The sequence below is a fragment of the Kineococcus deserti genome (genome assembly GCF_050871945.1).
In the GTDB taxonomy this organism is placed as follows: Bacteria; Actinomycetota; Actinomycetes; order Actinomycetales; family Kineococcaceae; genus Kineococcus.
Window position 1 is genome coordinate 78,362 of the sequence record NZ_JBJLSI010000011.1, and the last position, 26,114, is coordinate 104,475.

Below are 26,114 nucleotides of genomic sequence, written 5' to 3' on the forward strand. Positions count from 1 at the left end.
TCACGATGTACCCCCTGCACCTGGACGTGTCCGGCCGGCGGGTCCTGGTGGCCGGTGGCGGCCCCGTGGCCGCCCGCCGTGCCCGTGACCTGGCCGACGCCGGCGCCGACGTCCTCGTCGTCGCCCCCGCCCTGTGCGAGGACCTGCGCGACCAGCTCGACCGGGTCACCTGGGAGCCGCGCGAGGTCGAACCCGCCGACGTCGCCGACGTCTGGCTCGTGCACACCGCCACCGGGGACCCGCAGGCCGACGCCGCGGTGGCCGCGGCCGCGGACGCGCTGAGGATCTGGTGCGTGCGCGCCGACGACGCCCAGGCCTCCGCGGCCTGGACCCCCGTGGTCGTGCGCCGCGACGACGTGACGGTCTCCCTCACCACCGGCGCGGACCCCCGCCGCGCGGTGGCCTTGCGCGAGGCGCTGTCCCGCTGGCTCGACTCCGGCGCTGCCCCGTTGCGCCGCAGGCGGTCCGGTCCCGGCCGGGTGACTCTCGTCGGTGGCGGTCCCGGCGAGGTGGACCTGCTGACCCTGCGTGGCCGCCGGCGGCTGGCCGAGGCCGACGTCGTGGTCGTCGACCGGCTCGCACCCACAGCGGTCCTCGACGACCTCGACCCCGAGGTGGAGGTCGTGGACGTCGGCAAGACGCCGGACCACCACCCCGTACCGCAGGAGGAGATCAACCGGATCGTCGTCGGCCACGCCCTCGCGGGGCGCCGCGTCGTGCGGCTCAAGGGCGGCGACCCGTACGTGCTGGGACGCGGCGGCGAGGAGGTCCTGGCCTGCCGGGCGGCGGGGGTGCAGGTCGAGGTCGTCCCGGGCGTCACCAGCGCGTTCGCCGTCCCGGCCGCCGCCGGGATCCCCGTCACGCACCGGGGCCTGTCCCGGTCGGTGACCGTGGTCAGCGGCCACGACGAGGTCGACGCCGACGCGCTGGCGCGGATCGAGGGCACCCTCGTCTTCCTGATGGGCGTGACGATGCTGCCGCGGATCAGCGCGGACCTCGTGCGCGCCGGCAAACCCGCCTCGACGCCTGTCGCGGTCGTCGAGAACGGTTGGCGGGCAACGCAACGGACCACCCGCGGAACCCTGGCCGACATCGCGGGACTCGCCGCGGCCCGCGGGGTGCGCTCCCCCGCGGTGATCGTCGTCGGGGCCGTGGCCGGGATGGAGGAGGTGACGGAGGGCGTACCCGTCGCCTACCGTCCGCACTCGTGACCACCATCCCCACAGGCACCGACGTCCGCCAGCTGCTCGGGGTCACGATCGGCATCACCAGCGACCGCCGCTCCGGGGACATGATCACCACGTTCGAGCGCAAGGGCGCCCGGGTGGTGCACGCCCCGACGATGCAGATCGTCCCGCTCACCGAGGACGACCAGCTGCTCGCCGAGACCCGGGACGTCATCGCCGACCCGCCCGACGACGTGCTCGTCACCACGGGGATCGGGCTGCGCGGCTGGGTGGAGGCCGCCGACGCGGCCGGGCTGGCGGCGCCGCTGCTGGAGACGCTGGGCCGGGCCCGCGTGGTCGCCCGTGGCCCGAAGGCGACGGGGGTCATCCGCGCCAACGGGCTGCGCGAGGCGTGGTCGGCCGCCTCGGAGCAGACCGCCGAGGCCGTCGAACGTCTCGTCGCCGAAGGCGTGGCGGGCCGCTCGATCGTCGTGCAGCTGCACGGCGCCGCCGACCAGGACCAGCTCGCCCCGCTGGTGCGGGCCGGCGCGCGCGTGCGGGGGGTCTCGGTCTACCGCTGGCTGCCGCCGGTCGATCCCGGCGCCGTCGACCGGCTCGTCGACCTCGTCGCCGACCGGGCCCTGGACGCCGTCACCTTCACCAGCGCCCCCGGTGCGGTGGCCCTGCTGGCGGCCGCGAAGGCCCGCGGTCGCCACGACGACCTGGTCGCGGGGTTCCGCCAGGGCGTCACGGCCTGCGCCGTGGGCGACGTGACGGCCGAGCCGTTGCGGGCCGAGGGCATCGACCCGTTGATCCCGGACCGCTGGCGGCTCGGGGCGCTGCTGCGGACGCTGACCGCGCACCTGGCCGAGAACCCGCTGGAGTGCGTGCCGACGAGCGCGGGGCAGCTGGTGCTGCGGGCGCAGGCGGCCGTCCTGGACGACACGGTCCTGGAACTGGCGCCCGGGCCGCTGGCGGTGCTGCGGCGGCTGGCGCAGGCGCGCGGGGCGGTGCTGAGCCGGGAGGAGCTGCTGCCCTGCCTGCCCGGGGCCGCCGACGAGCACGCGGTCGAGGTGACGGTGGCCCGGCTGCGGTCGGCGCTGCCGGAGGCCGGGCTGGTCAAGACCGTCGTCAAGCGCGGCTACCGGCTGGACGTGGTCGCGTGAGTTCCCCGGTCCTCATCGCCTGTTCGCACGGAACCCGCTCCCGCACCGGCCGCGCGGTGGTCGAGGGGCTGCGGGAGGCGGTGCGCGCGGCGCGGCCGGGCCTGGACGTGCAGGCCGCCCAGGTCGACGTCCACGAGCCGTACCTGGCCGACGTCGTCGACCGGCTGGCCGGCGACGGGCGCGAGGCCGTCGTCGTGCCGTTGCTGCTGTCCAGCGGGTACCACGTGCGGGTCGACATCGCCGAGGCCGTGGAGCGCGGGGCGGGCCGGGTGGTCGCGGCCCCCGCGCTGGGTCCGGACGAGGTGGTCGTCGACGTCCTGCTCGAACGCCTCGGCCCGGTCCAGGACGCCGTGGTGCTCGCCGCGGCCGGTTCCTCCGACGCCCAGGCCCGCGCCGACGTCGACCGCGCCGTGGCCGACCTGTCGACGCGGCTCGCCCGCCCGGTGACCTCCGGTTTCCTGTCGGCCCAGGAACCCACCGTGGCCGACGCCGTCGCCGCCGCCCGCGCCGCGGGCGCCTCGCACGTCGCGGTCGCCAGCTACCTGCTGGCGCCCGGGGTGTTCTCGGCCCGGCTGGCCGACGCCGGGGCCGACGTGGTGGCCGAGCCCCTCGGCGTCCACCCGGCGCTCGTGCAGCTGGTGCTGGACCGCTACGACACCACGTTGCGGAGTTCCTGACCGGCTGCGAGCCGCCCGATCTGCTCGCGCAGCAGGGCGATCATCCGGGGCCGGAACGCCGTGGAGTTCCCGCCGACGTGCGGGGTGATCACGACTCCGGGCGCGGACCAGAGGGCGTGGTCGGCGGGCAGCGGTTCGGGATCGGTGACGTCGAGCGCGGCGCGGATCCGTCCGGTGCGCAGTTCGGCCAGGAGCGCCTCGGTGTCGACGACCGGCCCGCGGGCGACGTTGACCAGCAGCGCGCCGTCGGGCATCGCCGCGAGGAACTGCGGGCCGGCCAGGCCGCGCGTGCGTCCGGTGAGCGGGCAGGCCAGGACGACGACGTCGTGCGCGGGCAGCAGGTCGGGCAGTTCCTCGACGGCGTGGACCTCGGTCCCGTCCTGCACGCGCGCCCGCGTGCCCACGGCGGTGACCGTGCACTCGAACGGCGCCAGCCGGTCCGCGACGGCACGCCCGACCCCGCCCCAGCCGACGACGAGGACCTTCCGGTCGGCCAGCGACGTGCGCCGGGACGGTTTCCACTGCCCCGCGGCCATCGACCGGACGTCGCCGTCGAGACCGCGCAGCGCGAGGATCGCCAGCCCGACCGCCAGTTCCGCCGTCGAGGTCTCGTGGACGCCGGTGGCGTTGCACAGCACGACCCCCTCGGGCAGCTGTTCGGGAACGCCGTCGTAGCCGATGGTCAGGAGTTGCACGACGCGGGTGGCGGCGGGCAGGTGCGTCAGGTCCGGGGTCGCCACGTAGTCCGGCACCACCAGGGTCGGCGCCGGCTCGGGCGCCGGGCCGCGGCCGTCCCACACGACGACGTGCGCGCCGTCCACCTCCCCCAGCGCGCGCTTCCACGACTCACCGGGCAGGCTCACGACGATGCTCACACGGGCACCGTACCGAGGGGGTCTCGCGTTCCGGCGGCGCCAGGGTGAGGATGGAACGGTGACCAGCGGACGCAAGGCCCTCGTCCCGGCAGCACTCGCGAGCGCGCTGCTGCTCGGCTGCTCCTCCGGCACGGAGGCCCCCGGGACGCCCGCGCCCGGCACCGCGTCGTCCACGCCCGAGGCACCCGCGGCGACGACACCCGCCGTTCCCGACCCCCTGGCCGCAGCGATCGGCCTTCCCGGCGAGCCGTCGGACATCGCCACCGGCCTGGACGTTCCGTGGGGCCTGGCGGTGCTGCCCGACGGGACCGCCCTGGTGACCCTGCGGGACCAGGCCCGCGTCGTGCAGGTGGGGCCGGGTGTCCTCACCAACGTCGCGGCCGACGGCCCGGACGGAACGGTGCCGGACGTGTCCCCCGGCGGTGAGGGCGGTCTGCTCGGCATCGCCCTGTCACCGCAGTTCGCGACCGACCAGCAGGTGTTCCTGTACCAGACCGCACGCGACGACAACCGCGTCGTGCGCTACACCTACGCGCAGAACCGGCTGACCCAGGCGACGCCGATCGTCACCGGCATCCCCAAGAACTCCACGCACAACGGCGGCCGGATCGCGTTCGGCCCCGACGGCAAGTTGTACGTCGGGACCGGCGACGCCCAGGACCGTCCGTCGGCTCAGGACGTGAATTCCCTGGGTGGGAAGATCCTGCGGGTGATGCCGGACGGGGCGGTGCCGGCCGACAACCCGTTCGCCGGTTCGCGCACCTGGTCCTACGGCCACCGCAACCCGCAGGGGTTCGGCTGGGACTCCACCGGCCGGCTCATCGCCTCGGAGTTCGGCCAGGACACCTGGGACGAGCTGAACGTGGTCCGGCCCGGCGGGAACTACGGCTGGCCGGAGGCGGAAGGACCCGGCGACGGCGGCGGGCGCTTCGTCGCCCCCGTGCAGACGTGGGCCACCGACGACGCCTCTCCCTCAGGCGTGGCGGTGACGCCGGACGCGGTGTACGTCGCGGCGCTGCGCGGGGAGAAGTTGTGGCGGGTGCCGCTGAACCCCGACGGCCCCACCGGAACACCCGACGCCTACCTCGACGGCAGGCTCGGCCGGCTGCGCACGGTGGAGGTGGGCCCGGACGGGTCGCTGTGGATCCTCACCTCGAACACCTTCCGCGGGGATTCGCGGCCCGGCGACGACCGGTTGGTGACGGTTCCGCTGGTCTGACCGACGACGCTCCCCCGGCCTCCCGTTCACCCGTCCGGGACGAACTCCCGGTCACGATCGCCGAACTGGAACGGGTTCCGCCGTTCGGCAGCCCCGGCTGGAGGTTCTGCTGGTCCTACGCCTGGGCTCCGGTCGTGCTGGACCGCACCAACACCTGCACCTCTGGGACGAGCACGTCCAGCGGACGCAGTGGCGCCGCGGCCCCCGACCGACCGGGGTCATCGGCTGGGGAGGCGGCGGCGGCGCCGGCTGCTCCTGGGGTCGCGGGCGCCCAGGCGCCGGTCAGCGCACGCGTTCGGCGGTGAACTGCAACCGCGGGTTCGCGTAGAACTCCTGCGACTCGACGATGCGCAGTTCCCGCTCACCTGAGCGGTAGGTGGCCTCGATGAGGTCGAACACGCTGGAGGCGGTGCGTTCCAGCGCCACCTGCGCCTCGCCCGTCGCGCGGTAGTGCGCCGTGAACAGCGCCGCCGTGACGTCGCCGGATCCGTTCGCCTTGAAGGGCAGCATCGGCGTCTTGACGATCCAGGCCCCCGCGTCGTCGACGGCGAGCATCTCGATCGTCCCCTCCTCGCGGTCGGGCTGCTCGACGCTGGTGACCAGCACCGTCGAGGGTCCCATCTCGCGGGCCGCGTCCACCGAGGCCAGCGTCGAGTCCAGCGTCGTCGGCTCGGTGCCGGTCAGGTAGCCGAGTTCGAACTGGTTCGGGGTGATGATGTCGGCCGCCGGGACGACCCGGTCGCGCAGCAGGTCCGGGATCTCGGGGGCGACGAAGCAGCCGGACTTGGCGTTGCCCATGACCGGGTCGCAGGCGTACAGCGCCGAGGGGTTGGCGGCCTTGACCCGGCGCACGGCGTCGACGACGACGTCACCGATGCCCACCCCGCCCTGGTAGCCGGACAGCACGACGTCGACCTGCGGGAAGACACCGCGCTCCTCCACGCCGGTGATGACGTCGGCGACGTCCGCGGGTGCGATGAGCGGGCCGCGCCACGCCCCGTACCCGGTGTGGTTGGAGAAGTTCACCGTGTAGACGGGGATGACCTCGACACCGATGCGCTGCAGCGGGAACACCGCGGCGGAGTTGCCGACGTGGCCGTACGCGACCGCGGACTGGATGGACAGCACCTTCACGAGCGCGAGCTTACGCTCAGTCGCGCGCGCTCCCGGCTCCGAACCGGCAGCGGAACCGCTCCCGTGCCACGCTGAGGAGCGTGTTCGACCAGGTCAACGCCTTCATCACCGCGCACGCCGGCGCGCCGTGGGCGCTCGCCCTGGTCACCACGCTGTCCGCCCTCGACGGCTTCGTCCCCCCGCTGCCGAGCGAGTCGGTCGTCATCGCCCTGGCCGCGATCGCCGCCGACACCGGCGCCCCGAACCGCTGGGCGCTGTTCTGCTGCGCCCTCGTCGGCGCGTTCCTCGGCGACAACCTGACCTACACCATCGGCCGGCACTCCCCGCTGCGCGGCTGGATCGCGGGGCGCCCGCGGCTGGAGCACGCCTTCGACCGGGCGGCGCGGGAGCTCGACAAGCGCGGGGCGTTCGCCGTCCTCGCCGCCCGCTACGTGCCGGTCGGCCGGGTCGCGGTCAACCTCACGGCCGGCGCGGTGCAGTTCCCGCGCCGCCGCTTCATCGGGCTCAGCGCGCTCGCGGCCTGCACGTGGGCGGCCTACTCGGTCGCGATCGGGTCGCTGGCCGGGCACTGGGTCGAGTCGACCCCGCTGGTCGGCGCGGTGATCGGGATCGTCATCGCCCTCGGGCTGGGGTTCGTCGTCGACCTGGTGCTCAACCGGGTCGTCCGGCGCTCACCCGCTGCCGGCTGACCGGCGGGTGGGCCGGTGACAGGATGTCCGGGTGCCCGCCCCGCACGCCGCCGCCGTCCTCGTCGCCGCGCTCGCCCTCGCGGGGTGCTCCGCCACCCCGCCGGTGCAGGCACCGGATCCTGTGCCCTCACGGTCCCGTGCCGCCCCGACCGCCGACCCCGGCTTCGCCGCTCTGGAGGAGGAGTTCGGCGCCCGGCTCGGGGTCTTCGCGCTCGACACCGGCAGCGGCCGCACCGTGGAGCACCGCGCGGACGAGCGGTTCGCGTTCGCCTCGACCTGCAAGGCGCTGGCGGCGGCCGCGGTGCTGGACTCCGGCGCCGACCCGGCCGCGGCGCTGCCGGGCTCGACCAGGACGCTGGAGGAGGTCGCCCGGGCGGCGGTCACCGTCAGCGACAACACCGCGGCGAACCTGCTGTTCGACGCCCTCGGTGGCCCGGCGGGGTTCGAGGAGGACCTGCGGGCCCTGGGCGACACGGTCACCGAGGCCGAGCGGGAGGAACCGGACCTCAACGCGTGGAGTCCCGGCGAGGTGCGGGACACGTCGTCCCCACGGGCCTTCGGGAAGGTCCTGCAGGCCTACGCCGTGGGCGACGCGCTCGAGGCGGACGACCGCGAGCTGTTCGTGCAGTGGTTGCGGGACAACACGACCGGCGACGAGCAGATCCGGGCGGGGGTTCCGGCGGGGTGGGTCGTGGGCGACAAGACCGGTCACGCCGGGGTGTACGGGAACCAGAACGACATCGCCGTCGTGTGGCCCGCGGGCGGGGCCGCGCCGTGGGTGCTCGCCGTGTTCTCCGACAGGCCCGAGGCCGACGCCGAGTCCGACGACGCGCTCATCGCGCGCGCCGCCGGACTCGTCGTCGCCGAACTCAGCTGACGCGTTCGGTGATGAGCTCGCGGATGCGCGCGGCGTCCGCCTTGCCCTTCATCTCCTTCATGACCTGACCGATGAGCGCACCGGCGGCCTGCGCCTTGCCGCCGCGGATCTTCTCGACCACGTCGGGGTTGGCCGCGATGACCGCGTCGACGGCGGCGTTCAGCGCACCGTCGTCCTGCACGACGATCAGGCCGCGCTTCTCGACGACCTCGGCCACGGTGCCCTCACCGGCGAGCACGCCGTCGAGGGCCTCACGGGCCAGGCGGTCGGTGAGCCTGCCGTCATCGACGAGCTTGGCCAGGTCGGCGACGTCGGTGGGACTCACCGCCAGCCCGGACAGCTCGACACCCTCGGCGTTGGCGCGGCGGGCCAGTTCCCCGGACCACCACTTGCGGGCCGCGGCCGGGGTTGCGCCCGCGGCGACGGTCGCCTCGACGAGGTCGAGCGCGCCGGCGTTGACCAGGTCGCGGAACTCCAGGTCGGAGAAACCCCACTCGGCGTGCAACCGCTTGCGGCGCTGGGCCGGCGGCTCGGGCAGGGACGCACGCAGTTCCTCGACCCAGGCGCGGTCCGGAACGATCGGCACCAGGTCCGGTTCGGGGAAGTACCGGTAGTCCTCGGCGTCGGACTTCTCCCGGCCCGACGTCGTCAGGCCGGTGTCCTCGTGCCAGTGGCGGGTCTCCTGGACGACCTTACGCCCCGCGCGCAGGATCGCGGCGTGCCGGGAGACCTCGTAGCGGACGGCCCGTTCGACCGAGCGCAGCGAGTTGACGTTCTTGGTCTCCGAGCGGGTGCCGAGCGGGGACTGCGGCGTGGGACGCAGCGACAGGTTCACGTCGCAGCGCAGCGAACCCTGCTCCATCTTCACGTCGGAGACGTCGAGGGCGCGCAGCAGGTCGCGCAGCGCGGCGACGTAGGCGCGCGCCACGTCCGGGGCGCGGTCACCGGTGCCCTCCAGCGGCTTGGTGACGATCTCGATGAGGGGGATGCCGGCGCGGTTGTAGTCCACCAGGGAGAACTCCGCGCCGTGGATGCGGCCGGTCGAGCCGCCGACGTGCAGCGACTTGCCGGTGTCCTCCTCCATGTGCGCGCGCTCGATGAGCACGCGGTAGGTGAAGGCGGGCTTGGAGCCGTCCTCGGAGGCCGGGACGTCGACGTCGAGGTAGCCGTCGTAGGCGATCGGCTCGTCGTACTGCGACGTCTGGAAGTTCTTCGGCATGTCCGGGTAGAAGTAGTTCTTCCGGGCGAACCGGCAGTACTCCGCGATCGAGCAGTTCAGCGCCAGGCCGATCCGGACGGCCGACTCCAGCGCCTTGGCGTTCAGCACCGGCATGGCGCCGGGCAGACCCAGCGACGTCGGGTCCACCTGGGTGTTCGGCTCGGCGCCGAACTCCGTGGGCGCGCCGGAGAACATCTTGGTCTTGGTGTTCAGCTCGACGTGCACCTCGAGGCCGAGGACGGGGTCGAACTCCGCCACCGCCTCGTCGTAGTCCACCAGTTCGACGCTCATGCCGAGACCCCCTGCCACGCCGGAACCTTCGCGAGCAACGGCCCGCCCCACTTGTCCACCAACCGCGTCTCCAGCGCCGCCCCGACCCGGTACAGCCGGTCGTCGGCCTGCTGCGGGGCCAGGATCTGCAGCCCCACCGGGAGCCCTTCGGACAGCCCGGCGGGCAACGACATGCCGGGGATGCCGGCGAGGTTGGCCGGGATCGTCGCGACGTCGCCGGCGTACATCGCCAGCGGGTCGTCGAGCTTCTCGCCCAGCCTGTACGCCACGGTGGGCGCGGTCGGCGAGACGAGCACGTCGACGTCCTCGAACGCGGCGTTGAAGTCGCGCTGCACCAGGGTGCGGACCTTCTGCGCGCTGCCGTAGTAGGCGTCGTAGTAACCCGCCGACAGGGCGTAGGTGCCCAGGATGATGCGGCGCTTGGCCTCGTCGCCGAAACCGGCGGCGCGGGTGGCGCGCATGACCGCCTCGGCCGTCACGTTCTCGCCCTCGGGCACGACGCGCAGGCCGTAGCGCATGCCGTCGAACTTGGCCAGGTTGCTGGAGGCCTCGCTCGGCAGGATGAGGTAGTACGCGGCCAGCGCGTGGACGATGTTGGGCAGGCTCAGTTCGACGACCTCGGCGCCGGCGGCGCGGAACTCCTCGAGGGACTCCTCGAAGCGCGCGAGGACACCGGGCTCGTAGCCCTCGCCGGACAGTTCCTCGACGACGCCGATCTTCACACCGGTCAGGTCGCCGGTGGCGCCGAGCTTCGCGGCGCCCACGACGTCCGGGACGGCCTCGGGGATCGAGGTGGAGTCGTAGGGGTCGTGGCCGGCGATGACGGCGTGCAGCAGCGCGGTGTCCATGACCGTGCGGGCGCAGGGCCCGGCCTGGTCCAGGGAACTGGCCAGCGCGACCAGCCCGTAGCGGGAGACCGCACCGTAGGTCGGTTTGACCCCGACGGTGCCGGTGACGGCCGCGGGCTGGCGGATCGAGCCACCGGTGTCCGAGCCGATGGTCAGCGGCGCTTCGAAGGCCGCGAGCGCCGCGGCCGAGCCACCGCCGGAACCGCCCGGGATGCGGGTGGGGTCCCAGGGGTTGCGGGTGTCGCCGAAGGCGGAGTGCTCGGTGGTCGAGCCCATGGCGAACTCGTCCATGTTGGTCTTGCCGAGGACGACGAGGCCGGCGGCGTGCAGTTCGCGCACGACGGTGGCGTCGTACGGCGGGACCCAGCCCTCGAGCATGCGCGAGCCGCAGGTGGTCGGCAGGCCCTTGGTGGTCAGGACGTCCTTGACGCCGACGGGGACACCGGCCAGCGGGCCGAGGTCGGCGCCGGCGGCGCGGTCGGCGTCGATCTGCCGGGCGCGGGCCAGGGCACCCTCGTGGTCGACGTGCAGGAAGGCGTGCACGCCGGACTCGGCCGGTCCGTCGACGGCGTCGATGCGGTCCAGGTGGGCCTGGGTGACCTCCTCGGCCGAGACGACCCCGGCGCGCAGGCCTTCGGCCAGACGGGCGGCGTCCCAGTGGATCAGTTCGTTCACGCTCACGCCTCCTCCCCCAGGATCATCGGGACGCGGAAGCGGCCGTCCTCCGAGGCGGGGGCACCGGCGAGCGCCTCCTCGGCGGTCAGACCCGGCCGCACGACGTCGGGACGGGTCACGTTGGTCAGGGGCACGGGGTGCGAGGTGGCGGGCACGTCGTCGGTGGCGACCTGGGCCACCTGGGCGACGGCGTCGAGGACCGCGTCGAGCTGGCCCGCCATGCGGTCCAGCTCCTCGTCGGTCATGTCGATGCGCGCCAGACGCGCGAGGTGCTCGACCTCGGAACGGGAGATAGCGGACACGGAGGTCGAGTCTATTCGTGCGGTGCGCGACCGTTCACTCCGCGGGGACGACGGCGCGCTCGGCTTCCTCGAGCCAGCGTTCGAACCGGTCCGGAGGCAGGGGGCGGCTGTGCAGGTAGCCCTGGGTCTCGTCTGCTCCCAGGGCGTGCAGGACCTCGACGGTCTCGCGGTCCTCGACCCCCTCGGCGACGACGCGCAGGCCCAGCCTGTGGGCCAGGGCGACGGTGCCCGCCACGATGTCGGCGGTGCGCGGCTGGTTGATCCGGATGGTGAAGGCGCGGTCCAGCTTCAGTTCGCTGGCGGGCAGGTCGGTCAGGTAGGCCAGCGAGGAGTAGCCGGTGCCGTAGTCGTCGATGCTCAGCGAGACGCCGCGCTCGACCAGGCTCTCGGTGACGGCGACGGCCAGTTCGGGGTCGGCCATGAGCGTGGTCTCGGTGATCTCCAGCACCAGCCGGCGGGGGTCGAGTCCGCTGCGGGCCAGGACGTCGTCGACCATCGGCAGCAGCTCACCGGAGGCCAGCGATCCGGCCGAGAGGTTGACCGAGACGCGCAGCGGCCGCCCGCTCACCGCCCAGCCGGCGACCTCGTCGGCGGCGCGGGCCAGGAGGTGGCCGGTGAGGCGGTTCATCGAACCCTGCTCCTCGGCGACGCCGAGGAAGCGGTCGGGGCTCAGCAGGCCCAGGTGCGGGTGCTGCCAGCGCACGAGCGCCTCGACGCCGACGACACCGCCACCGGCCTGGACCTGCGGCTGGTAGTGCAGGAGGAGTTCACGGTGGGCCCGGCCGGGGTCGGCCAGCGCCGCGGCGAGGTCGTCGGCCAGCCGGGCCCGTTCCTGTCCGCGGGCGGCGAACTCGGCGTCGTAGCAGGCCATCCCCCGGTGGACGGTCTTCGCCTCGGCCAGGGCGGTGCCGCACTGGTGCAGGAGTTCCTCGGGGTGCAGGGCTCCTGGTGGGGCCAGGGCCAGGCCGATGCTGACGCTGAGCCCGCGCCCCAGGCGGGCCGGCACCGGCAGCGCGTCGACGGCCGCGTCGACCCGCGTGGCGACGCAGCGGGCGAGCACCTCGTCCCCGCCCGGGAGCAGGACGGCGAAGGTGTCCCCGGCGCTGCGGGCGACCAGGGCGGTCTGGGGCGCGGCGGTCCGCACGGCCTCGGCGACGTCGCGCAGCAGGCGGTCGGCCACCAGCTGGCCGAGACGCTGGTTGACCAGCCCGAAGTCGTCGACGTCGACCTTGAGCAGTGCCGCGGCCTGGCCGCGGCCGGCGAGGGCGACGAGCTGGTCGAGCAGGTGGCGCCGGTTGGCCACCCCGGTCAGGTCGTCGGTGCGGGCCAGGGCGCGGACCTGGGCGAGCTCGGACAGTTGCGCCACCATCCCGACCAGTCCCCACCCGCTGCCGAGGACGGCGGGCACCGCCCAGACCAGGGCGGCGGCGGGGCGGCCGCCCTGCAGGCACGCCCCGAGCAGCACCGCACCGGCGGCGGCCAGGACGAGCAGGGCGCCCCCGGCCGGGATGCCCGGGCCCACCAGTGCGGGGGCGGGGTCGCGCGCCCGCAGGACGGCGGTGCCCAGCAGGACGACGGCGACCGCGACGGCCGTGCGCACGGCGAGGACGCCGGCGCCGTGCTCGAGGGCGACGAGGCCGTCCACGACGCTGACGGCGGCGAGCCCACCGGTGAGGTACCAGAGGCGGACGTCGTTGCCCAGTCCGGCGACGACGCCGACGACCACGGCGGTGCCGGTCAGGACGACCAGAGCGGAGGCCGTGAGCAGCCACAGTTGCAGCCGCCACCAGGACCAGTCGTCGAAGACCCGCGGCAGGTGCGGGACGAGGAGGTTCCCGGCCCCGGCCAGGGTGAGGACCGCGCAGGCGGAGACCAGGGCGTGCCCGGCGTCCACGACGTGGCGGCAGTGCTCGTTCCAGCGGACGGTGCCGGCGAAGACCAGGGGGGCGCCGAGCAGGATCCCCACGCCGAGCGGCACCCCGGTCCAGCGCCCCGGGCCGCCGGCCAGGTCGAGCACGAGGTCGGCGACGGCGGCGAGGACGAGGACGAGACCGGCGGTGGTGAACCGCCGCCAGGCGACCGGCGACATGCCACGTTCGGTGTGCGGTCGGCCGCCGCGGCGGTGCAGGAGCGCGGCACCCGCCAGGACGGTCAGCAGGAGGACCGCGCCGAGGAGGGGGCCGGCGAGGTCGGCGGCGGCCCGGTCGACGGCCAGGGCCACTCCCGCCACGGCCAGGAACGACAGCGCTACCCCGCGGATGGCGACGGCCCCGCTCGTTCGACTCACAGCCCCAGTGATCGACCATGTCGTGGCCCCGGTCAACCGGTCTTCACAGAGTGTGAGGTGGGTCACTCCGCGTACACGTCACCGACCGCGTTCCACGAGACGCGAGAGGACGACGACCGAGTCGGTGGCGGCCACGTCGGCCTCGCCCCGCACCCGCTCCACCGCCCGCTCGAGGTGCCGGACGTCGCGGGCCCGCACGTGCAGCAGGGCGTCCGCCGGCCCGGTGACGGTGTAGGCACCGACGATCTCCGGGATGCCCTGCCAGGCGCGGCGCAGTTCGTCGGGCGAGACGGTGCCGTGGCAGCGGACCTCCACGAAGGCCTCGGTTCCCCAGCCCAGGGCCGCCGGGTCGACGAGCGCGGTGAACCCCGCGATGACGCCGTCGGCGACGAGCCGGTCGACGCGGCGCTTGGCCGCCGGTGCCGACAGCCCGACCCGGTCGCCGATCTCGGAGAACGTGGCGCGGCCGTCGGCTTCCAGGACGGTGAGGATGCCGCGGTCGATGTCGTCCAGGTCGCGCAACGTTCCCGCCCTCCGTGCCCGTCCGCCGCAAGGATCCTGCGTGATCTCGCACGGTATCGGTCTTGGCGGCGGTCCGCCGCGGAACGACGATGGACGGGTGACCAGCACCCTGGCAGAACCTGCCGCCGTCCGCACCGCCCGCCCGCGCCGGTTCGTGATGTGCCGTCCGGACCACTTCACCGTCTCCTACGAGATCAACCCGTGGATGGACCGCACCCGGGCCGTCGACGCCGAGCTGGCCCTGGCGCAGTGGGAGACGCTGAAGGCGACGCACGAACGGCTCGGGCACGTCGTCGACGTGGTGCCGGGCGTCGCCGGGCTGCCGGACATGGTCTACGCGGCGAACGGGGCCCTCGTCACCGCCGGGGGAACGGTCGGGGTGCGGTTCGCCCACCCCGAACGCGCGGGCGAGGCCGAGGCGTATGCGCGGTGGCTCGAGGCGGCCGGCTTCGGTCCGGTCCACCGGCCGGTCGAGGTCAACGAGGGCGAAGGCGACCTGCTGCTGGTCGGCGAGCACCTGCTGGCCGGGTTCGGGTTCCGCACCACCCGGGCCGCGCACGCCGAGATCGCCCGCGTCCTGGACCGGGACGTGGTGTCCCTGCGCCTGGTGGACCCGCGGTTCTACCACCTGGACACCGCGCTGACGGTGCTCGACGACGACCCCGCCCACCCCGACGTCGCCTGGTTCCCCGGCGCCTTCGACGCCGCTTCCCGCGAGGTGCTGGAGGACCTGTTCCCCGGCGCGTTGCGCACGGACGAGGCGACGGCCGCGGTGCTGGGGATGAACGCCGTCAGCGACGGCCGGCACGTCGTCCTGTCCCCCGCCGCGGCGCAGTACGCGGAACTGCTGCGCGGCAGGGGCTACGAGCCGGTGCCGGTGGACCTGTCCGAACTGCTCAAGGGCGGCGGCGGGGCCAAGTGCTGCACGTTGCTCGCCCGCTCCTGACCGGCCTCAGCACAGGTGGTCCCGCGCCGCGTCCACGATGTCCCCGGCCTCGTCCGGGGTGAACTGCGTGCTGCCGTCCAGCAGGCCCTGCTCGGCGATCTCCTCGGAGCCGCCGGAGGTGAGCGTGTCGCAGGCCATCCGCCCGATCTTCACCAGGTCGCCCTCGACGATGCGGTCCAGGGCCGGGGAGTCGTCGAGGACGTCACGCACGAACGCCGCCTCGTCGCCGGTCGGCGTCGAGGCGCTCGCCGACGGCGTCTCGGTCACCGTGACGGTGACCGCGGGGGCCGCCTCGTCCTGACCTGAGCAGCCGGCGAGGACCGCCGCTCCCAGGAGAACCAACGGGGCCAGACGTCGCGTAAGCACCCGTACACGGTACGTAGCCGTGCGGGTCGCGGCGACCCCGCCCCATGGCGACCGCGCCAGCGTGGGGGCGCGACCACGACATTCGCCCCCCTCGATGGTTCAACAATCCGTCCACCGCCTTGGCGGGCGGATTCAGCGGTGCGCCGCGAGCAGTTGCGCCTCCGCACGGTCGAGGTAGGCGGCCAGCAACCGTCCGGCGCGACCGCGGTCACCGCTCTCGAGGTGGTCTGCGATGCGCCCGTTGTCCTCCAGGTACGGCTCGTGGAAGGGGCGGGGATCGGGGACGACGACGTAGGCCAGCCGCAACTCGGCCAGCAGGTGACGCATGCTCTCGTCCATGCGTGGGCTGCCCGCCAGGGCGACGACGGCGGAGTGGAAGTGGTTGTTCGCAGTTCCCACGGCCTCCCAGTCGCCGGCTCGCCGCGCCGTCCGGCCCTCTTCGACGGCCTCGCGTACCCGTTGCAGGGCAGCCGGTCCGTGCGGGCCGTCGATGCCCGCGAACTCCAGGACGCGGCGGAAACGGTACACGTCGGCGACGTCCGCGGCGGTGAGCGAGCGCACGAAGACACCGCGGTGCAGTTCGTGACGCAGCAGTCCCTCGCGGATCAGCAGGCGGAACGCCTCGCGCAGCGTGTTGCGCGAGACGCCCAGGGACGCGCTCGTCGCATCCTCCGGCAGCCGCATCCCGGGCACCAGCGCGCCGTCGGCGACGAGGTCCCGCAGCGCCTCGGCGACCCGGTCCGCGCCGCCGCCGGCGACCAGGGCGCGCCCGGCGGAACTCAACCGCTCCGGCAGTCGCGCGTCCACGTCCAGGGCTCGGGGGTGCATCCGCGAAACGTAGTCGGAACACCAGAACCATTGCCAGGTCGTTCAACAACTCGCTAGCGTCCCGGCCATCCGCTGGTCCCACTCCCCACCTGCTGAGGTCACCGTGGCCCTTCCCCCTCGTTCCTCCCGCACCGGCTGGCGCACCGCCGTCCTCGGCGCCTCCGCCACCGCGCTCGTGGTCGGTGGTGCTGCGGCACCCTCCGCCGCGGAACCCGCGCCCGTGCCCACGTGCGTCGCGCCGTCCACCGTGTTCACCGTCGAGGAGTCCCGCCTCGACCAACCACTGGTCCCCGGCGGGGAAGCCGCCTCGGTGCAGTTCCTGCGCGCTGCCGGCTTCGACGGCCTCGTCGAGGACTTCTCGTCCCGGCTGTGCGCGGCGACCACCTTGGAGCAGGCGCAGAACCTCGTCCGCAGCAGTGGCCAGGAGTTGTGGGACACCGCCGTCGCCCGCGCCCAGGGCCGCCTGGAGATCGGCACGATCGATCGCTACGACGACCGGCCGCTGTACTGGGCTCGCACGTCGATGAGCGCGGCCCTGCGCTCGCTGGAGGCCGCATACCTGGAGAGCCCGTTGCAGCGGCAGGGCCTGCTGCACCTGCTCGACCGCACCAGCCGGGGGATCTCCTCGGTGACGTGGTCGCCGGAGGAGTCCGATGCGACCCGCGTCGTCATCAGCGGTTTCGACACGTACAGTCTCGACGCCAGCCTGCGCAACTCCAACCCGTCCGGGGCGAGCGCGCTGCAGCTGGACGGGCGGACGGTGCCAACCCCGCAGGGGCCGGTCACCGTGGAGGCCGTCGTGCTGCCCGTCAACTACACCGACTTCGACCAGGGCGTCGTCGAGGACGCGTTCGGGCCGGTGCTGAGCACCGGTGAGAACCGCACGGACATGATCATGACGATCAGTCAGACCGGGCGCGGCCGGATGGACATCGAGCAGTGGGCTGCGAACGCGCGCGGTGGGTCCCCCGACAACAACCGCAACCAGCAGTTCGGCCCGGTCTCGCGGGCCTCGCACTGGCCGCAGCCCTACGACTCGCCGGAGTGGATCGAGACGACACTGCCGTACGAGGCGATGATCGCGGCCGGGACGGGCCCGTGGCCCGTGCAGCTCAACGACGGGATCTGCGAGTGGCCCGCCGGGACGTGGCCGGAGCCGACGGCCCTGCAGTGCGGGGACGACCCGACGCCCGGCAGCCGAGCCGGGTCGGGCCCGGGTGGCAGCTACCTCTCGAACGAGAGCATGTACCGCTCCAACCGGTTGCGGATCGGCATGCAGGCGTGGGACGTGCCCGGAGGGCACCTGCACGTCTCTGCGCTGGAGTACCCGGCCGACGAGTCGCTGCTCACCGACCCGGCGTTCGAAGCCGACCGGCAGGCCGTCGTCGACCAGACCGTGGCCCTCGTCACCGCCGCCGGCGCGGCGGTCCGCGCCGAGCGCCCTGCTCAGGGCTCCACCGGCCCGCAGTGACGGCGTGAGCCGTGGGTGTCCCGAGGATCCGTCCGGACGACCGGACCGGGACACCCACGGGCTCCCCGACGACGCCGCCTCACTCCCCCGGCAACGCCACCGCCTCCGGACCACCCTCCAGCAGCGCCGTGAAACCCGCCTCGTCCAGGATCCGCACGCCCAGCTGCTCGGCCTTGTCGGCCTTGGAGCCCGCGGCCTCCCCCACCACGACGAAGTCGGTCTTCTTCGACACCCCGCTGGAGGCCTTGCCGCCGCGCGACAGGATCGCCTCCTTGGCCTCGTCGCGGGAGTAGCCCGACAGCGAACCGGTGACGACGATCGACAACCCCTCCAGCGTCCGCGGGACGGTGGTGTCGCGTTCGTCCTGCATCCGCACGCCGGCCTCGCGCCACTTGCGCACGACCTCGCGGTGCCAGTCCACGGCCAGCCACTCCACGACCGCCTCGGCGATCGTCGGGCCGACGCCCTCGGAGTCCGCGATCTCCTCGGCGGTCGCGGCCTCGACCGCCTCCATCGACCCGAACCGCTCGGCCAGCGCACGGGCGGCGGTGGGGCCCACGTGCCGGATCGACAACCCGACGAGCACCCGCCACAACGGCTGCGCCTTCGCCGCGTCGAGGTTCCTCAGCAGCCGCCTGCCGTTGGCCGAGACCGCACCGGCCTTGGTGGTGAACAACGGCACCCGCACGAGGTCGTCCTCGGTGAGCGTGAACACGTCGCCCTCGTCCTCGATGACCCCGGCCTGCAGCAGGGCCGTCGCGGCCTCGTACCCGAGGGCCTCGATGTCGAAGGAACCACGGCCGGCCAGGTGGAACACCCGTTCCCGCAGCTGCGCCGGGCAACTGCGGGAGTTGGGGCAGCGGATGTCGACGTCGTCGGCCTTCTGCCGCGCCAGCGTCGTGCCGCACTCGGGGCACCGCGTGGGCATGACGAACTCGCGCTCGTCACCCGTGCGGGAGTCCGCGACCGGCCCGAGCACCTCGGGGATGACGTCCCCGGCCTTGCGCACCACGACGGTGTCACCGATCAGGACGCCCTTGCGGCGCACCTCGTCGGCGTTGTGCAGGGTCGCCATCTTCACGGTGGAACCGGCCACCAGGACCGGCGCCAGGACGGCGAAGGGCGTCACCCGGCCGGTGCGGCCGACGTTGACCTGGATGTCGAGCAGCCGGGTCGTCACCTCCTCGGGCGGGTACTTGTAGGCGATCGCCCAGCGGGGCGCGCGGGAGGTGGTGCCCAGCCTGCGCTGCAACGGGACCTGGTCCACCTTGACGACGACACCGTCGATCTCGTGCTCGACGTCGTGGCGGTGCTCGCCGTAGTGGCGGACGTACTCGGCCACCTCGGGCAGCGTGTCGAACACCTGCACCCGCGGCGACGTCGGCAGCCCCCACGCGGCGAGCTTGGCGTAGGCCCCGAACTGGGAGTCGTTCTCCATGCCCCGGCGGGCGCCGATGCCGTGCACCAGCATCCGCAGCGGCCGGGTCGCGGTGACGCGGGGGTCCTTCTGCCGCAACGATCCCGCGGCCGCGTTGCGGGGGTTGGCGAACGGCGGCCTGCCGGCCTCGACCAGCCCGGCGTTGATGGCCGCGAAACCGTCGAGGTGGAAGAACACCTCGCCACGCACCTCGAGGAACTCCGGGACGTCCTCGCCGGTCAGCTCGTTCGGGACGTCGGCGATGGTGCGGACGTTGTACGTCACGTCCTCCCCCGTCCGCCCGTCGCCGCGGGTCACCCCGCGCACGAGGCGGCCGTCCTCGTAGACCAGGTCGATCGCCAGGCCGTCGATCTTGGGTTCGCACAGGTACCGCGCGCCCTCGCCGACCTCCTTCTCCACCCGGGCCGCCCAAGCCGACAGCTCGTCGAGGGAGAAGGCGTTGTCGAGGCTGAGCATCCGCTCGGGGTGGTCGACGGCCGCGAACTCCGTCGAGAAGGTGCCACCGACGGTCTGCGTCGGCGAGTCGGGCGTGCGCAGCTGGGGGTGCTCCTCCTCCAGCGCACGCAGCTCCTTCTCCAGCTCGTCGTACTGCCCGTCGCTCAGCGGGGACGAGTTGCGCACGTAGTACGCGAAGCGCGCAGCCTCGATCCGCGCCACGAGCTCCTCCCACCGGTGGCGGGCCGCAACGGGAACGTCAACCTCGTCAGTCACGTCTCCCATCCTGCCGCCACCGTCCGACACACGCCCACGAGCGTTCACCCGCGCGTCCCTCAGCGGACGCCCAGGAAGGGGACGCCCTCCCTACGGTCGCGCCCATGACCACCCCCCGCACCCCCCGCACCCCCCGCACCATCGCGCTGGCCGCGGCCCTGACCACGGTCGCGCTGGCCGGGTCGGCCGCCACCCTCAGCGCCACCGCCGGCGACGACGCCCCGAGCCACGACTTCCCGGCACAGGCCGCCAAGCTGGTCGGCTTCCAGTCGCTGCCGGCGCTGACCTTCGGCGAGCCGCTGCCCAGCGGCTCGGCCGTCGAGGCCGCGAACGGCGTCGAGGTGCCGTTCGAGGCGCAACCCGTCCAGGGTTTCTCCGGCAACCTCGTCCAGCCCGACGGCAGCTACCTCGTCCTGTCCGACAACGGGTACGGCGCCAAGGACAACAGCGGCGACTTCCTCCTGGCCGTGCACCGCCTGGTCGACGCCGGCGACGGCGCCCTCGAACTCGCCCCCGGCGGTTTCACGCTGTCCGACCCCTACCACAAGGTCTCCTGGGACCTCACCCGCGAGGACCGCCGGCTGACCGGGTCGGACTTCGACCCCGAGAGCTTCCGGCAGGCCCCCGACGGCACGTTCTGGTTCGGCGAGGAGTTCGGCCCCTACCTGCTGCACACCGACGCCGCCGGCCGTCTCGTCGACGCTCCCGTGCCGCTGCCCGGCGTGCAGTCCCCGAGCAACCCCGAACTGGGCGACGGCCAGCCGAACCTGGGCAGCTCGAAGGGTTTCGAGGGCATGGCGCAGTCGACCGACGGCCGCTACCTGTTCCCGATGCTCGAGGGCCCGGTCGCCGGTGACGACCCGCAGGACCTGCGCGTGCACCGCTTCGACACCGTCCAGAACCGCTACCGCGGCGAGGCCTTCACCTACCGGATGGAGTCCCCCCTCAACGCGATCGGCGACCTGACCCAGGTCGACGACCACCGGTTCCTCGTCCTCGAGCGCGACAACGGTCAGGGCGCCACCGCCGTGTTCAAGGCCGTGTTCCTCGTCGACACCAGCGTCACCGACGCCTCGGGCCACCCGCTGAAGACCCAGCTGGTGAACCTCATGGCCGTCCCGGACCCCGACGGCGTCGCGGGCGAACTGTCCGCCGCGTCCGGTTTCGTCACGTTCCCGTTCACCACGATCGAGAGCGTCGACGTGGTCGACGAGCACACCATCGTCGTCGGCAACGACAACAACTTCCCGTTCTCGGCCGGCCGCACCGAGGGCGCACCGGACGACAACGAGTTCCTCACCATCGAGGTGCAGGCCGACCTGTCCTGATCAACCGGACACCGCGGTGGGACGACGCAGGACGACGAACTCCAGGTCGTCCCGCCGCGGAACCCCGAAGCGCTCGTCGCCGTAGGGGAAGGGGCGCCGTTCACCGGTGCGCACGAAACCCAGCCGTTCGTACCAGGCGAGCAGGTCGGCGCGCTGGGCGATGACCGTCATCTCCAGCGCCGGGGACCGCCAGCGCGCGACCGCCTCGGTGTCGGCGTGGGTGAGCAGCGCGCGGCCGATGCCGCCCCCCTGCACCGCCGGGTCGACGGCGAACATGCCGAAGCAGGCCACCGCGCCGGCAGCACGCAGCTCGCAGCAGCCCACCACCCGGCCGTCCTGCTCCGCCAGCAGGACGACGGTCGACGGATCGGCGATCGTGGCGGACACCGCGTCGGGATCGGTGCGCTGACCGTCGAGCAGGTCGGCCTCGGTCGTCCAGCCGGCGCGGCTGGCCTCGCCGCGGTAGGCCGACTCCACGAGCGCCACGACGGCGGGGACGTCGGCCGGGGTCGCGGCGCGGAACGTCAGGTCAGTCACCGGAGGCCTCCAGGAGCGCGGCGGCCGCCTCGCGCAGCCGGGCGAACGAGGGGCGGACGGTGGCCGGGTCGGTTCCCGACAACCCCGCCGTGGGGGTGACGACGACGTCGGCCAGCGTGGTGGCGGGCAACCCGATCCGGCGCCAGGGGACACGGACCGCGTCGACGAGCGAGGCCACCGACGGTGGTTCCCCACCGGCCGGCAGGACTCCCGCCCACAGCTGCAGACCGTCCTCGACCGTGGCGGCGACGGACTCCCAGCCGGCCGGGCCCAGCCCGCGCACGTCCAGGGCGACCCCGGCCGCCCCGGCCTCGCGCACCAGTGCCCACGGCGCGTCCTCGGCGCTCAGCCGCACGACGGGTTCGGCTCCCGCCGCGCGCACGGCGCTGAGCACGTCGCGCAGGCCGTCGCGGACCTCGGCCCGGTCCACGGCCCGCAGCGTTCCGTACCCGGACTGGGTCGGCAGCCGCCCGGCCAGCACGGCCGCGATCGAGGGCTCCTCCACGTGGACGACGACCCGGGCCCCCGGCACGAGCCGGCGCACCTCGGCCACGTGCCCGGCGACGCCCTCCCCCAGCGAGGCCAGCACGTCGCGGCGGGCCCCGGGGTCGGCGACGCTGCGCTCGCCGCGGGACAGCTCCACCGCCGCCAGCAGCGACCACGGCCCCAGGACCGGCAGCGCGAGCGGCCCGGCCCACCCGTCGGCGGCCTCGGCCAGCTCGTCGAGGTCGGCGCGCAGGAAGGCCGCCGCGCGCGCGGCGTCCCGGCCGGGCGCATCGACGAACCGCCAGCCCGCCGGCTGCAGGTCCACCGGCAGGTCCACGAGCAGGCAGGCGGTGCGTCCCACCGGATCCGCGCCCGGACCACGCGCCGGCAGCGGCGCCAGGTGCGGGACGTGCGGGCTCTCACCGAGCTCACCGAAGACGGTCCGGGCCGCCTCGCGCGGATCCTCTCCCGGCATCGATCCCACGGCGGCGGCGGCTGTTGGCACGCGCCGACGCTACCCGCTCCGCGTGCGGGTACGACGAAAGGGCTACCTGATCCCCACCGGTCGTCCGTTGGCGCGGACCGCCGGAATGCGGGTGGATGGGCTCGTTCACAGCTGACTCCTGGGTTCCGCCGAGGACCCGGGCGACCGGAAGGCAGCCTGCATGCCCCACCGCCGATCCGCCGTCCTGGCCGCGACGAGCGCCCTCGCGCTCGCCGGCCCCCTCCTGCTGGCGGTCCAGCCCGCCACCGCCGCCCCCTCGGACCTGGGCACCGCGCAGCCGACCACCGTCGAGCAGGCGCAGCAGCAGTTCGAGCAGCGCACCCCCGAGCGCTACCGCGACCAGGACCTGAGCTGGGCCACGTGCAGCGCCGAGCAGATCGGCTGGCTGAACAGCCTCGTCGGCGGCCTGGAGTGCGCCTCGGTCGCCGTGCCCCGCGACTGGAACGCCCCCGAGGAGGGCGAACCGCTGCAGGTCACCATCAGCCGCGTCCCGCAGACCGGACCGCGCCCCGAGCGCACGATCATCACCAACCCGGGCGGCCCGGGCGGTGCGGGGCTGGCGCTGGCCTCGCTGGGGTCCTCCGTGCCCGCGCTGGCCGGCACCGAGGTGATCGGCCTGGACGTGCGCGGTACCGGGGCGAGCTCGAACCTCACCTGCGGCGCGGACGCCCTCGCGGCCCTGAGCGCCCTGCCCGACTACCGCGACCGCTCCCTGGAGGCGCTGGCGCTGACGGCCAAGGGCAACCAGGCCGCCGCCGAGGCCTGCGCCGACGACCCGCTGAAGGACGTCGTCACCACCCAGCAGACGGTCTACGACATCGACCTCGTCCGCGACGCCCTGGACCGCGACACCGTCGACTGGGTCGGCTACTCCGGCGGGACGTGGCTGGGCACGCAGTTCGCCACCCACCTGCCCGGCCGCGTCGGCCGGTTCGTCCTGGACTCCACCGTCGACGCCACCGCCGGCTACCAGGAGGTGTTCGACTACCAGCCGATGGCCTTCCAGCGCCGCTTCGAGCAGGACTACGCGCCGTGGGCCGCGGCCGGCCACTCCGTCTACGGGCTCGGCGCCACCGGCGAGGAGGTCGTCGCGACCTACGAGCGGCTGCGCGCCAGCGTGGCCGCCCGCCCCCTGGGCATCCCCGGCTTCCAGGTCGACGGGGTGCTGCTGGACGCGCTGACCCTGCAGTCGATGTACGGCAAGGCCGACTTCCCGACGCTGTCGTGGTTCCTCAGCGGCGTGCAGTTCCTCGACGCCCTGCGCGGCCCGGCCGGGACCGGCGCCGACCTGCCCGCCGGCGTGACCGCCGACCTGGCCGAACTCGCCCGCGCGCTGTCGCCGGAGGACCCCACCGCCACCGAGTCGATGCAGGCGACGTTCGCCGCGACGACCTGCAACGACAGCCAGTGGAACACCGACCAGAGCTACTGGAACGCCAAGGGGGACGAGGCGGGCGCGAAGTACCCGCTCGTCGGGTACTCCACGTCCTCGCAGATCTGCGCCTACTGGGACCGGCCCGACCTCGACCTCCCGGCCGTCGACGGCGCGGACCTGCCGCCCCTGCTCATCGTCCAGTCCCGCCACGACCCCGCCACCGCCTACGAGGGGGCCGTGAAGACCCACGAGGCGCTGGGTTCCTCGATCCTGCTGACGGTCGAGGACGAGGGCGACCACGGCATCTACGGCATGGGCAACCCGTGCGTCGACGCGGTCGTCGGCGACTTCCTCACGACCGGCGCCGTCCCCGACGGCGACCTGTCCTGCCAGGGCGTCGGGCTGCCGCCGGTCGCCGGAGCGGGCGGGGAGAGCCTGCTGGCGAAGGTGCTCAAGGCCGCGCGGACGGGTTCGGGCGCGTGAAGCCGCTCGCCGCGCTGACCGGGGTGGCGGTCCTGGCCACCAGCCTGGTCGCGGCCGCCCCCGCCACCGCGGCCGGACCGACCACGGGCCTGCCCGGCACGGGGGAGCTGTCGGCCCTGGCCACGGCGCGTCCGGCGACGGTCGAGCAGGCCGAGCAGCAGTTCACCGACCGGACCCCGGAACGCTTCCGCGACCAGGGACTGGCGTGGGCGGCGTGCCTGCCGGAGTTCTTCACCGAGGCCGAGCGGCCCTTCGCGGTGCAGGCCGGTCTGGAGTGCGCTCCGGTCACCGTCCCCCGCGACTGGAACTCCCCCGACGACGGCGCCGAGGTCACCGTGGTCATCAGCCGGGTGCCGCAGGCGGGGCCACGGCCGGAGCGCTCGCTGCTGTCGAACCCCGGTGGGCCCGGCGGGGCGGGGCTGGCCATGCCCGCCGCCTACGGGAGGTTCCCCGGACTGGCCGGTTCGGAGTTCATCGGGATCGACGTGCGCGGCACCGGGGCCTCGACCTCGCTGCACTGCGCCGACGGGATGCTCACGGCGTTCGCGACGCTGCCCGACACCCGCGACCGGTCGGCGGCCGCGCTGGAGGCCGCGGAGGCGCAGCTGTCCGCCGTCGCGGCCGAGTGCGCCGCGGATCCCCTGGCGGAGTTCGTCACGACCGAGCAGACCGTGGCCGACCTCGACCTGGTCCGGCACCTGCTGGGCCGCGAGACCGTCGACTACTACGGCGTCTCGGGCGGCACGTGGCTGGGCGCGCAGTACGCCACCTACTTCCCGGCGAGGGTGGGCCGCTTCGTCCTCGACTCCGCGCTCGACGTCACCACGTCGATGCAGGAGGCGTTCGGCTGGCAGCCGTTCGCCTACGAACGTCGGTTCGAGGTCGACTTCGGCGCCTACGCCGCGCAGTACGACTGGCTGTTCCACCTCGGGTCCACCCCCGAGGAGGTCGTGGCGACCTACGCGCAGCTGCGCAACGACCTCGAGGCCCGTCCGGTCGAGGTTCCCCTGCAGGGGACGGTGGACGGTTTCACGCTCGACTCCCTCATCACCGCGGCGATGTACAACAGCTCCGGCTTCGAGAACCTGGCCTGGACGATGCTGTACCTGCGCGCGGCGCACGCGGCCGCGGTGGTCGGCGACCTCGTCGGGCTGGACCTGGCCGCCCGCCGGGCCGGGGAGCAGATGGAACTCGTGCCCGACCCGTTCACCAGCAGCAGCGTGTCGACGTTCTACGCGATCACCTGCAACGACACGCAGTGGTCGCAGGGCGCGGAGTTCTGGAACGCGCGAGGCGACGAACTCGGCCCGCGGTACCCGATCCGCGGCTGGCAGGCCACCTGGCAGCCGTGCGGCTACTGGGACAGGCCGGACCTGACCCTGCCGGAACCTGACGGCAGGGACCTGCCACCGGTGCTGGTCCTGCAGTCGCTGACCGACGCGGCCACGGCCTACGAGGGCGGGGCGCAGACCGCGAAGGCGCTGCCGGGGACGTTCGTCACCGTCGAGGGCGGCGACCACGGCGTGTACGGCACCGACAACCCGTGCGTCAACGACCTGGTCACGACCTTCCTGGCCGACGGCTCGCTGCCGGCCTCGGACCTGACCTGCCCCGCGGCGCCGGTTCCGGCCCCGGGTTCGCAGCTGATCACCGCGCTCGGCGGCTGACCGTGCCGGCCCCGGGAGGTGAGGTC

The 26,114-nt window shown here is 74.0% G+C and carries 23 protein-coding genes; 11 read left to right on the forward strand and 12 right to left on the reverse strand.

Annotation, left to right across the window (positions count from 1 at the left end):
* The first annotated feature begins 5 nt into the window (after positions 1-5).
* From cobA to ACRYR2_RS11185, 3 genes are read left to right on the forward strand one after another with little or no spacing between them, the layout of a single operon-like run.
* Entirely contained in the window at positions 6-1,211 is a 1,206-nt protein-coding gene (gene cobA / locus ACRYR2_RS11175; RefSeq protein ID WP_432562939.1) for a uroporphyrinogen-III C-methyltransferase, read from the forward strand.
* Entirely contained in the window at positions 1,208-2,332 is a 1,125-nt protein-coding gene (locus ACRYR2_RS11180; RefSeq protein ID WP_432562940.1) for a uroporphyrinogen-III synthase, read from the forward strand. Before cobA ends, ACRYR2_RS11180 begins: the two co-directional genes overlap by 4 nt.
* Positions 2,329-3,009 carry a sirohydrochlorin chelatase gene (locus tag ACRYR2_RS11185; protein WP_432562941.1) on the forward strand — a complete coding sequence of 227 codons (681 nt, stop codon included), beginning with the start codon at positions 2,329-2,331 and terminating at the stop codon, positions 3,007-3,009. Before ACRYR2_RS11180 ends, ACRYR2_RS11185 begins: the two co-directional genes overlap by 4 nt.
* Here the strand turns inward: ACRYR2_RS11185 and ACRYR2_RS11190 are convergent.
* The gene (locus ACRYR2_RS11190; RefSeq protein ID WP_432562942.1) at positions 2,982-3,884 is read right to left on the reverse strand and encodes a 2-hydroxyacid dehydrogenase; all 903 of its coding nucleotides are present in this window, start codon (positions 3,882-3,884) and stop codon (positions 2,982-2,984) included. The genes ACRYR2_RS11185 and ACRYR2_RS11190 overlap by 28 nt on opposite strands.
* 58 nt (positions 3,885-3,942) lie before the next feature.
* On the opposite strand from ACRYR2_RS11190, the gene ACRYR2_RS11195 reads away from it, so the two are divergent.
* Positions 3,943-5,103 carry a PQQ-dependent sugar dehydrogenase gene (locus tag ACRYR2_RS11195; RefSeq protein WP_432562943.1) on the forward strand — a complete coding sequence of 387 codons (1,161 nt, stop codon included), beginning with the start codon at positions 3,943-3,945 and terminating at the stop codon, positions 5,101-5,103.
* 282 nt (positions 5,104-5,385) lie between these two features.
* Here ACRYR2_RS11195 and pdxY read toward each other — a convergent pair whose 3' ends face one another.
* Entirely contained in the window at positions 5,386-6,237 is an 852-nt protein-coding gene (pdxY, locus tag ACRYR2_RS11200) for a pyridoxal kinase PdxY (protein ID WP_432562944.1), read from the reverse strand.
* Between the two features lie 80 nt (positions 6,238-6,317).
* Here pdxY and ACRYR2_RS11205 point away from each other — a divergent pair, with 80 nt between their 5' ends.
* On the forward strand, positions 6,318-6,926 hold the full coding sequence (locus ACRYR2_RS11205; protein ID WP_432562945.1) for a DedA family protein: 609 nt from the start codon (positions 6,318-6,320) through the stop codon (positions 6,924-6,926).
* Positions 6,927-6,957: 31 nt separating this feature from the next.
* A complete protein-coding gene (gene bla / locus ACRYR2_RS11210) occupies positions 6,958-7,803 on the forward strand; it encodes a class A beta-lactamase (RefSeq protein WP_432562946.1) in 846 nt (281 codons plus the stop codon).
* Here bla and gatB read toward each other — a convergent pair.
* The 5 genes from gatB to ACRYR2_RS11235 all read right to left on the reverse strand — a co-directional run bounded on the left by gatB (position 7,796) and on the right by ACRYR2_RS11235 (position 13,947).
* The gene (gene gatB, locus ACRYR2_RS11215; RefSeq protein ID WP_432562947.1) at positions 7,796-9,313 is read right to left on the reverse strand and encodes an Asp-tRNA(Asn)/Glu-tRNA(Gln) amidotransferase subunit GatB; all 1,518 of its coding nucleotides are present in this window, start codon (positions 9,311-9,313) and stop codon (positions 7,796-7,798) included. The two genes, bla and gatB, sit on opposite strands and share 8 nt — an antisense overlap.
* A complete protein-coding gene (gene gatA, locus ACRYR2_RS11220) occupies positions 9,310-10,836 on the reverse strand; it encodes an Asp-tRNA(Asn)/Glu-tRNA(Gln) amidotransferase subunit GatA (protein WP_432562948.1) in 1,527 nt (508 codons plus the stop codon). Before gatA ends, gatB begins: the two co-directional genes overlap by 4 nt.
* Before the next feature lie 2 nt (positions 10,837-10,838).
* Positions 10,839-11,138 carry an Asp-tRNA(Asn)/Glu-tRNA(Gln) amidotransferase subunit GatC gene (gene gatC / locus ACRYR2_RS11225; RefSeq protein ID WP_432562949.1) on the reverse strand — a complete coding sequence of 100 codons (300 nt, stop codon included), beginning with the start codon at positions 11,136-11,138 and terminating at the stop codon, positions 10,839-10,841.
* Between the two features lie 34 nt (positions 11,139-11,172).
* Complete coding sequence (locus ACRYR2_RS11230) at positions 11,173-13,425, reverse strand: putative bifunctional diguanylate cyclase/phosphodiesterase (RefSeq protein ID WP_432562950.1); 2,253 nt, start codon at positions 13,423-13,425, stop codon at positions 11,173-11,175.
* Between the two features lie 78 nt (positions 13,426-13,503).
* Positions 13,504-13,947, reverse strand: a complete 444-nt coding sequence (locus tag ACRYR2_RS11235; protein ID WP_432562951.1) for an Lrp/AsnC family transcriptional regulator — start codon at positions 13,945-13,947, stop codon at positions 13,504-13,506.
* Between the two features lie 97 nt (positions 13,948-14,044).
* On the opposite strand from ACRYR2_RS11235, the gene ddaH reads away from it, so the two are divergent.
* The gene (gene ddaH / locus ACRYR2_RS11240; RefSeq protein WP_432562952.1) at positions 14,045-14,893 is read left to right on the forward strand and encodes a dimethylargininase; all 849 of its coding nucleotides are present in this window, start codon (positions 14,045-14,047) and stop codon (positions 14,891-14,893) included.
* A gap of 6 nt (positions 14,894-14,899) precedes the next feature.
* On the opposite strand, the gene ACRYR2_RS11245 is transcribed toward ddaH, so the two are convergent.
* Both ACRYR2_RS11245 and ACRYR2_RS11250 read right to left on the reverse strand, forming a co-directional pair.
* Positions 14,900-15,259, reverse strand: coding sequence for a DUF732 domain-containing protein (locus ACRYR2_RS11245; RefSeq protein WP_432562953.1), 360 nt, complete (start codon positions 15,257-15,259; stop codon positions 14,900-14,902).
* A 132-nt stretch (positions 15,260-15,391) separates the two neighbouring features.
* A complete protein-coding gene (locus ACRYR2_RS11250) occupies positions 15,392-16,087 on the reverse strand; it encodes a GntR family transcriptional regulator (RefSeq protein ID WP_432562954.1) in 696 nt (231 codons plus the stop codon).
* 103 nt (positions 16,088-16,190) lie between these two features.
* On the opposite strand from ACRYR2_RS11250, the gene ACRYR2_RS11255 reads away from it, so the two are divergent.
* Positions 16,191-17,558 (forward strand): hypothetical protein, encoded by a 1,368-nt coding sequence (locus ACRYR2_RS11255; protein ID WP_432562955.1) that lies wholly within the window; start codon positions 16,191-16,193, stop codon positions 17,556-17,558.
* A 79-nt stretch (positions 17,559-17,637) separates the two neighbouring features.
* Here the strand turns inward: ACRYR2_RS11255 and ligA are convergent, their stop codons facing one another.
* Complete coding sequence (gene ligA, locus ACRYR2_RS11260; protein ID WP_432562956.1) at positions 17,638-19,716, reverse strand: NAD-dependent DNA ligase LigA; 2,079 nt, start codon at positions 19,714-19,716, stop codon at positions 17,638-17,640.
* A gap of 95 nt (positions 19,717-19,811) precedes the next feature.
* Between ligA and ACRYR2_RS11265 the strand changes: the two genes are divergently transcribed.
* Complete coding sequence (locus ACRYR2_RS11265; protein ID WP_432562957.1) at positions 19,812-21,035, forward strand: esterase-like activity of phytase family protein; 1,224 nt, start codon at positions 19,812-19,814, stop codon at positions 21,033-21,035.
* Here the strand turns inward: ACRYR2_RS11265 and ACRYR2_RS11270 are convergent, their stop codons facing one another.
* Positions 21,036-21,572 (reverse strand): GNAT family N-acetyltransferase, encoded by a 537-nt coding sequence (locus ACRYR2_RS11270; protein WP_432562958.1) that lies wholly within the window; start codon positions 21,570-21,572, stop codon positions 21,036-21,038.
* Positions 21,565-22,563 carry a uroporphyrinogen decarboxylase/cobalamine-independent methonine synthase family protein gene (locus tag ACRYR2_RS11275; protein WP_432562959.1) on the reverse strand — a complete coding sequence of 333 codons (999 nt, stop codon included), beginning with the start codon at positions 22,561-22,563 and terminating at the stop codon, positions 21,565-21,567. Before ACRYR2_RS11275 ends, ACRYR2_RS11270 begins: the two co-directional genes overlap by 8 nt.
* Before the next feature lie 160 nt (positions 22,564-22,723).
* On the opposite strand from ACRYR2_RS11275, the gene ACRYR2_RS11280 reads away from it, so the two are divergent.
* Complete coding sequence (locus ACRYR2_RS11280) at positions 22,724-24,421, forward strand: alpha/beta hydrolase (RefSeq protein ID WP_432562960.1); 1,698 nt, start codon at positions 22,724-22,726, stop codon at positions 24,419-24,421.
* Complete coding sequence (locus ACRYR2_RS11285) at positions 24,418-26,088, forward strand: alpha/beta hydrolase (RefSeq protein WP_432562961.1); 1,671 nt, start codon at positions 24,418-24,420, stop codon at positions 26,086-26,088. Before ACRYR2_RS11280 ends, ACRYR2_RS11285 begins: the two co-directional genes overlap by 4 nt.
* Positions 26,089-26,114 lie beyond the last annotated feature (26 nt).

Bases quoted from the DNA above. Each gene is read 5' to 3' on its own strand.
- cobA (WP_432562939.1), top strand. From the start codon at position 6: ATGTACCCCCTGCACCTGGACGTGTCCGGCCGGCGGGTCCTGGTGGCC.
- gatB (WP_432562947.1), bottom strand. From the start codon at position 9,313: ATGAGCGTCGAACTGGTGGACTACGACGAGGCGGTGGCGGAGTTCGAC.
- ACRYR2_RS11250 (WP_432562954.1), bottom strand. From the start codon at position 16,087: ATGCACCCCCGAGCCCTGGACGTGGACGCGCGACTGCCGGAGCGGTTG.
- ligA (WP_432562956.1), bottom strand. From the start codon at position 19,716: ATGGGAGACGTGACTGACGAGGTTGACGTTCCCGTTGCGGCCCGCCAC.
- ACRYR2_RS11265 (WP_432562957.1), top strand. From the start codon at position 19,812: ATGACCACCCCCCGCACCCCCCGCACCCCCCGCACCATCGCGCTGGCC.
- ACRYR2_RS11280 (WP_432562960.1), top strand. From the start codon at position 22,724: ATGCCCCACCGCCGATCCGCCGTCCTGGCCGCGACGAGCGCCCTCGCG.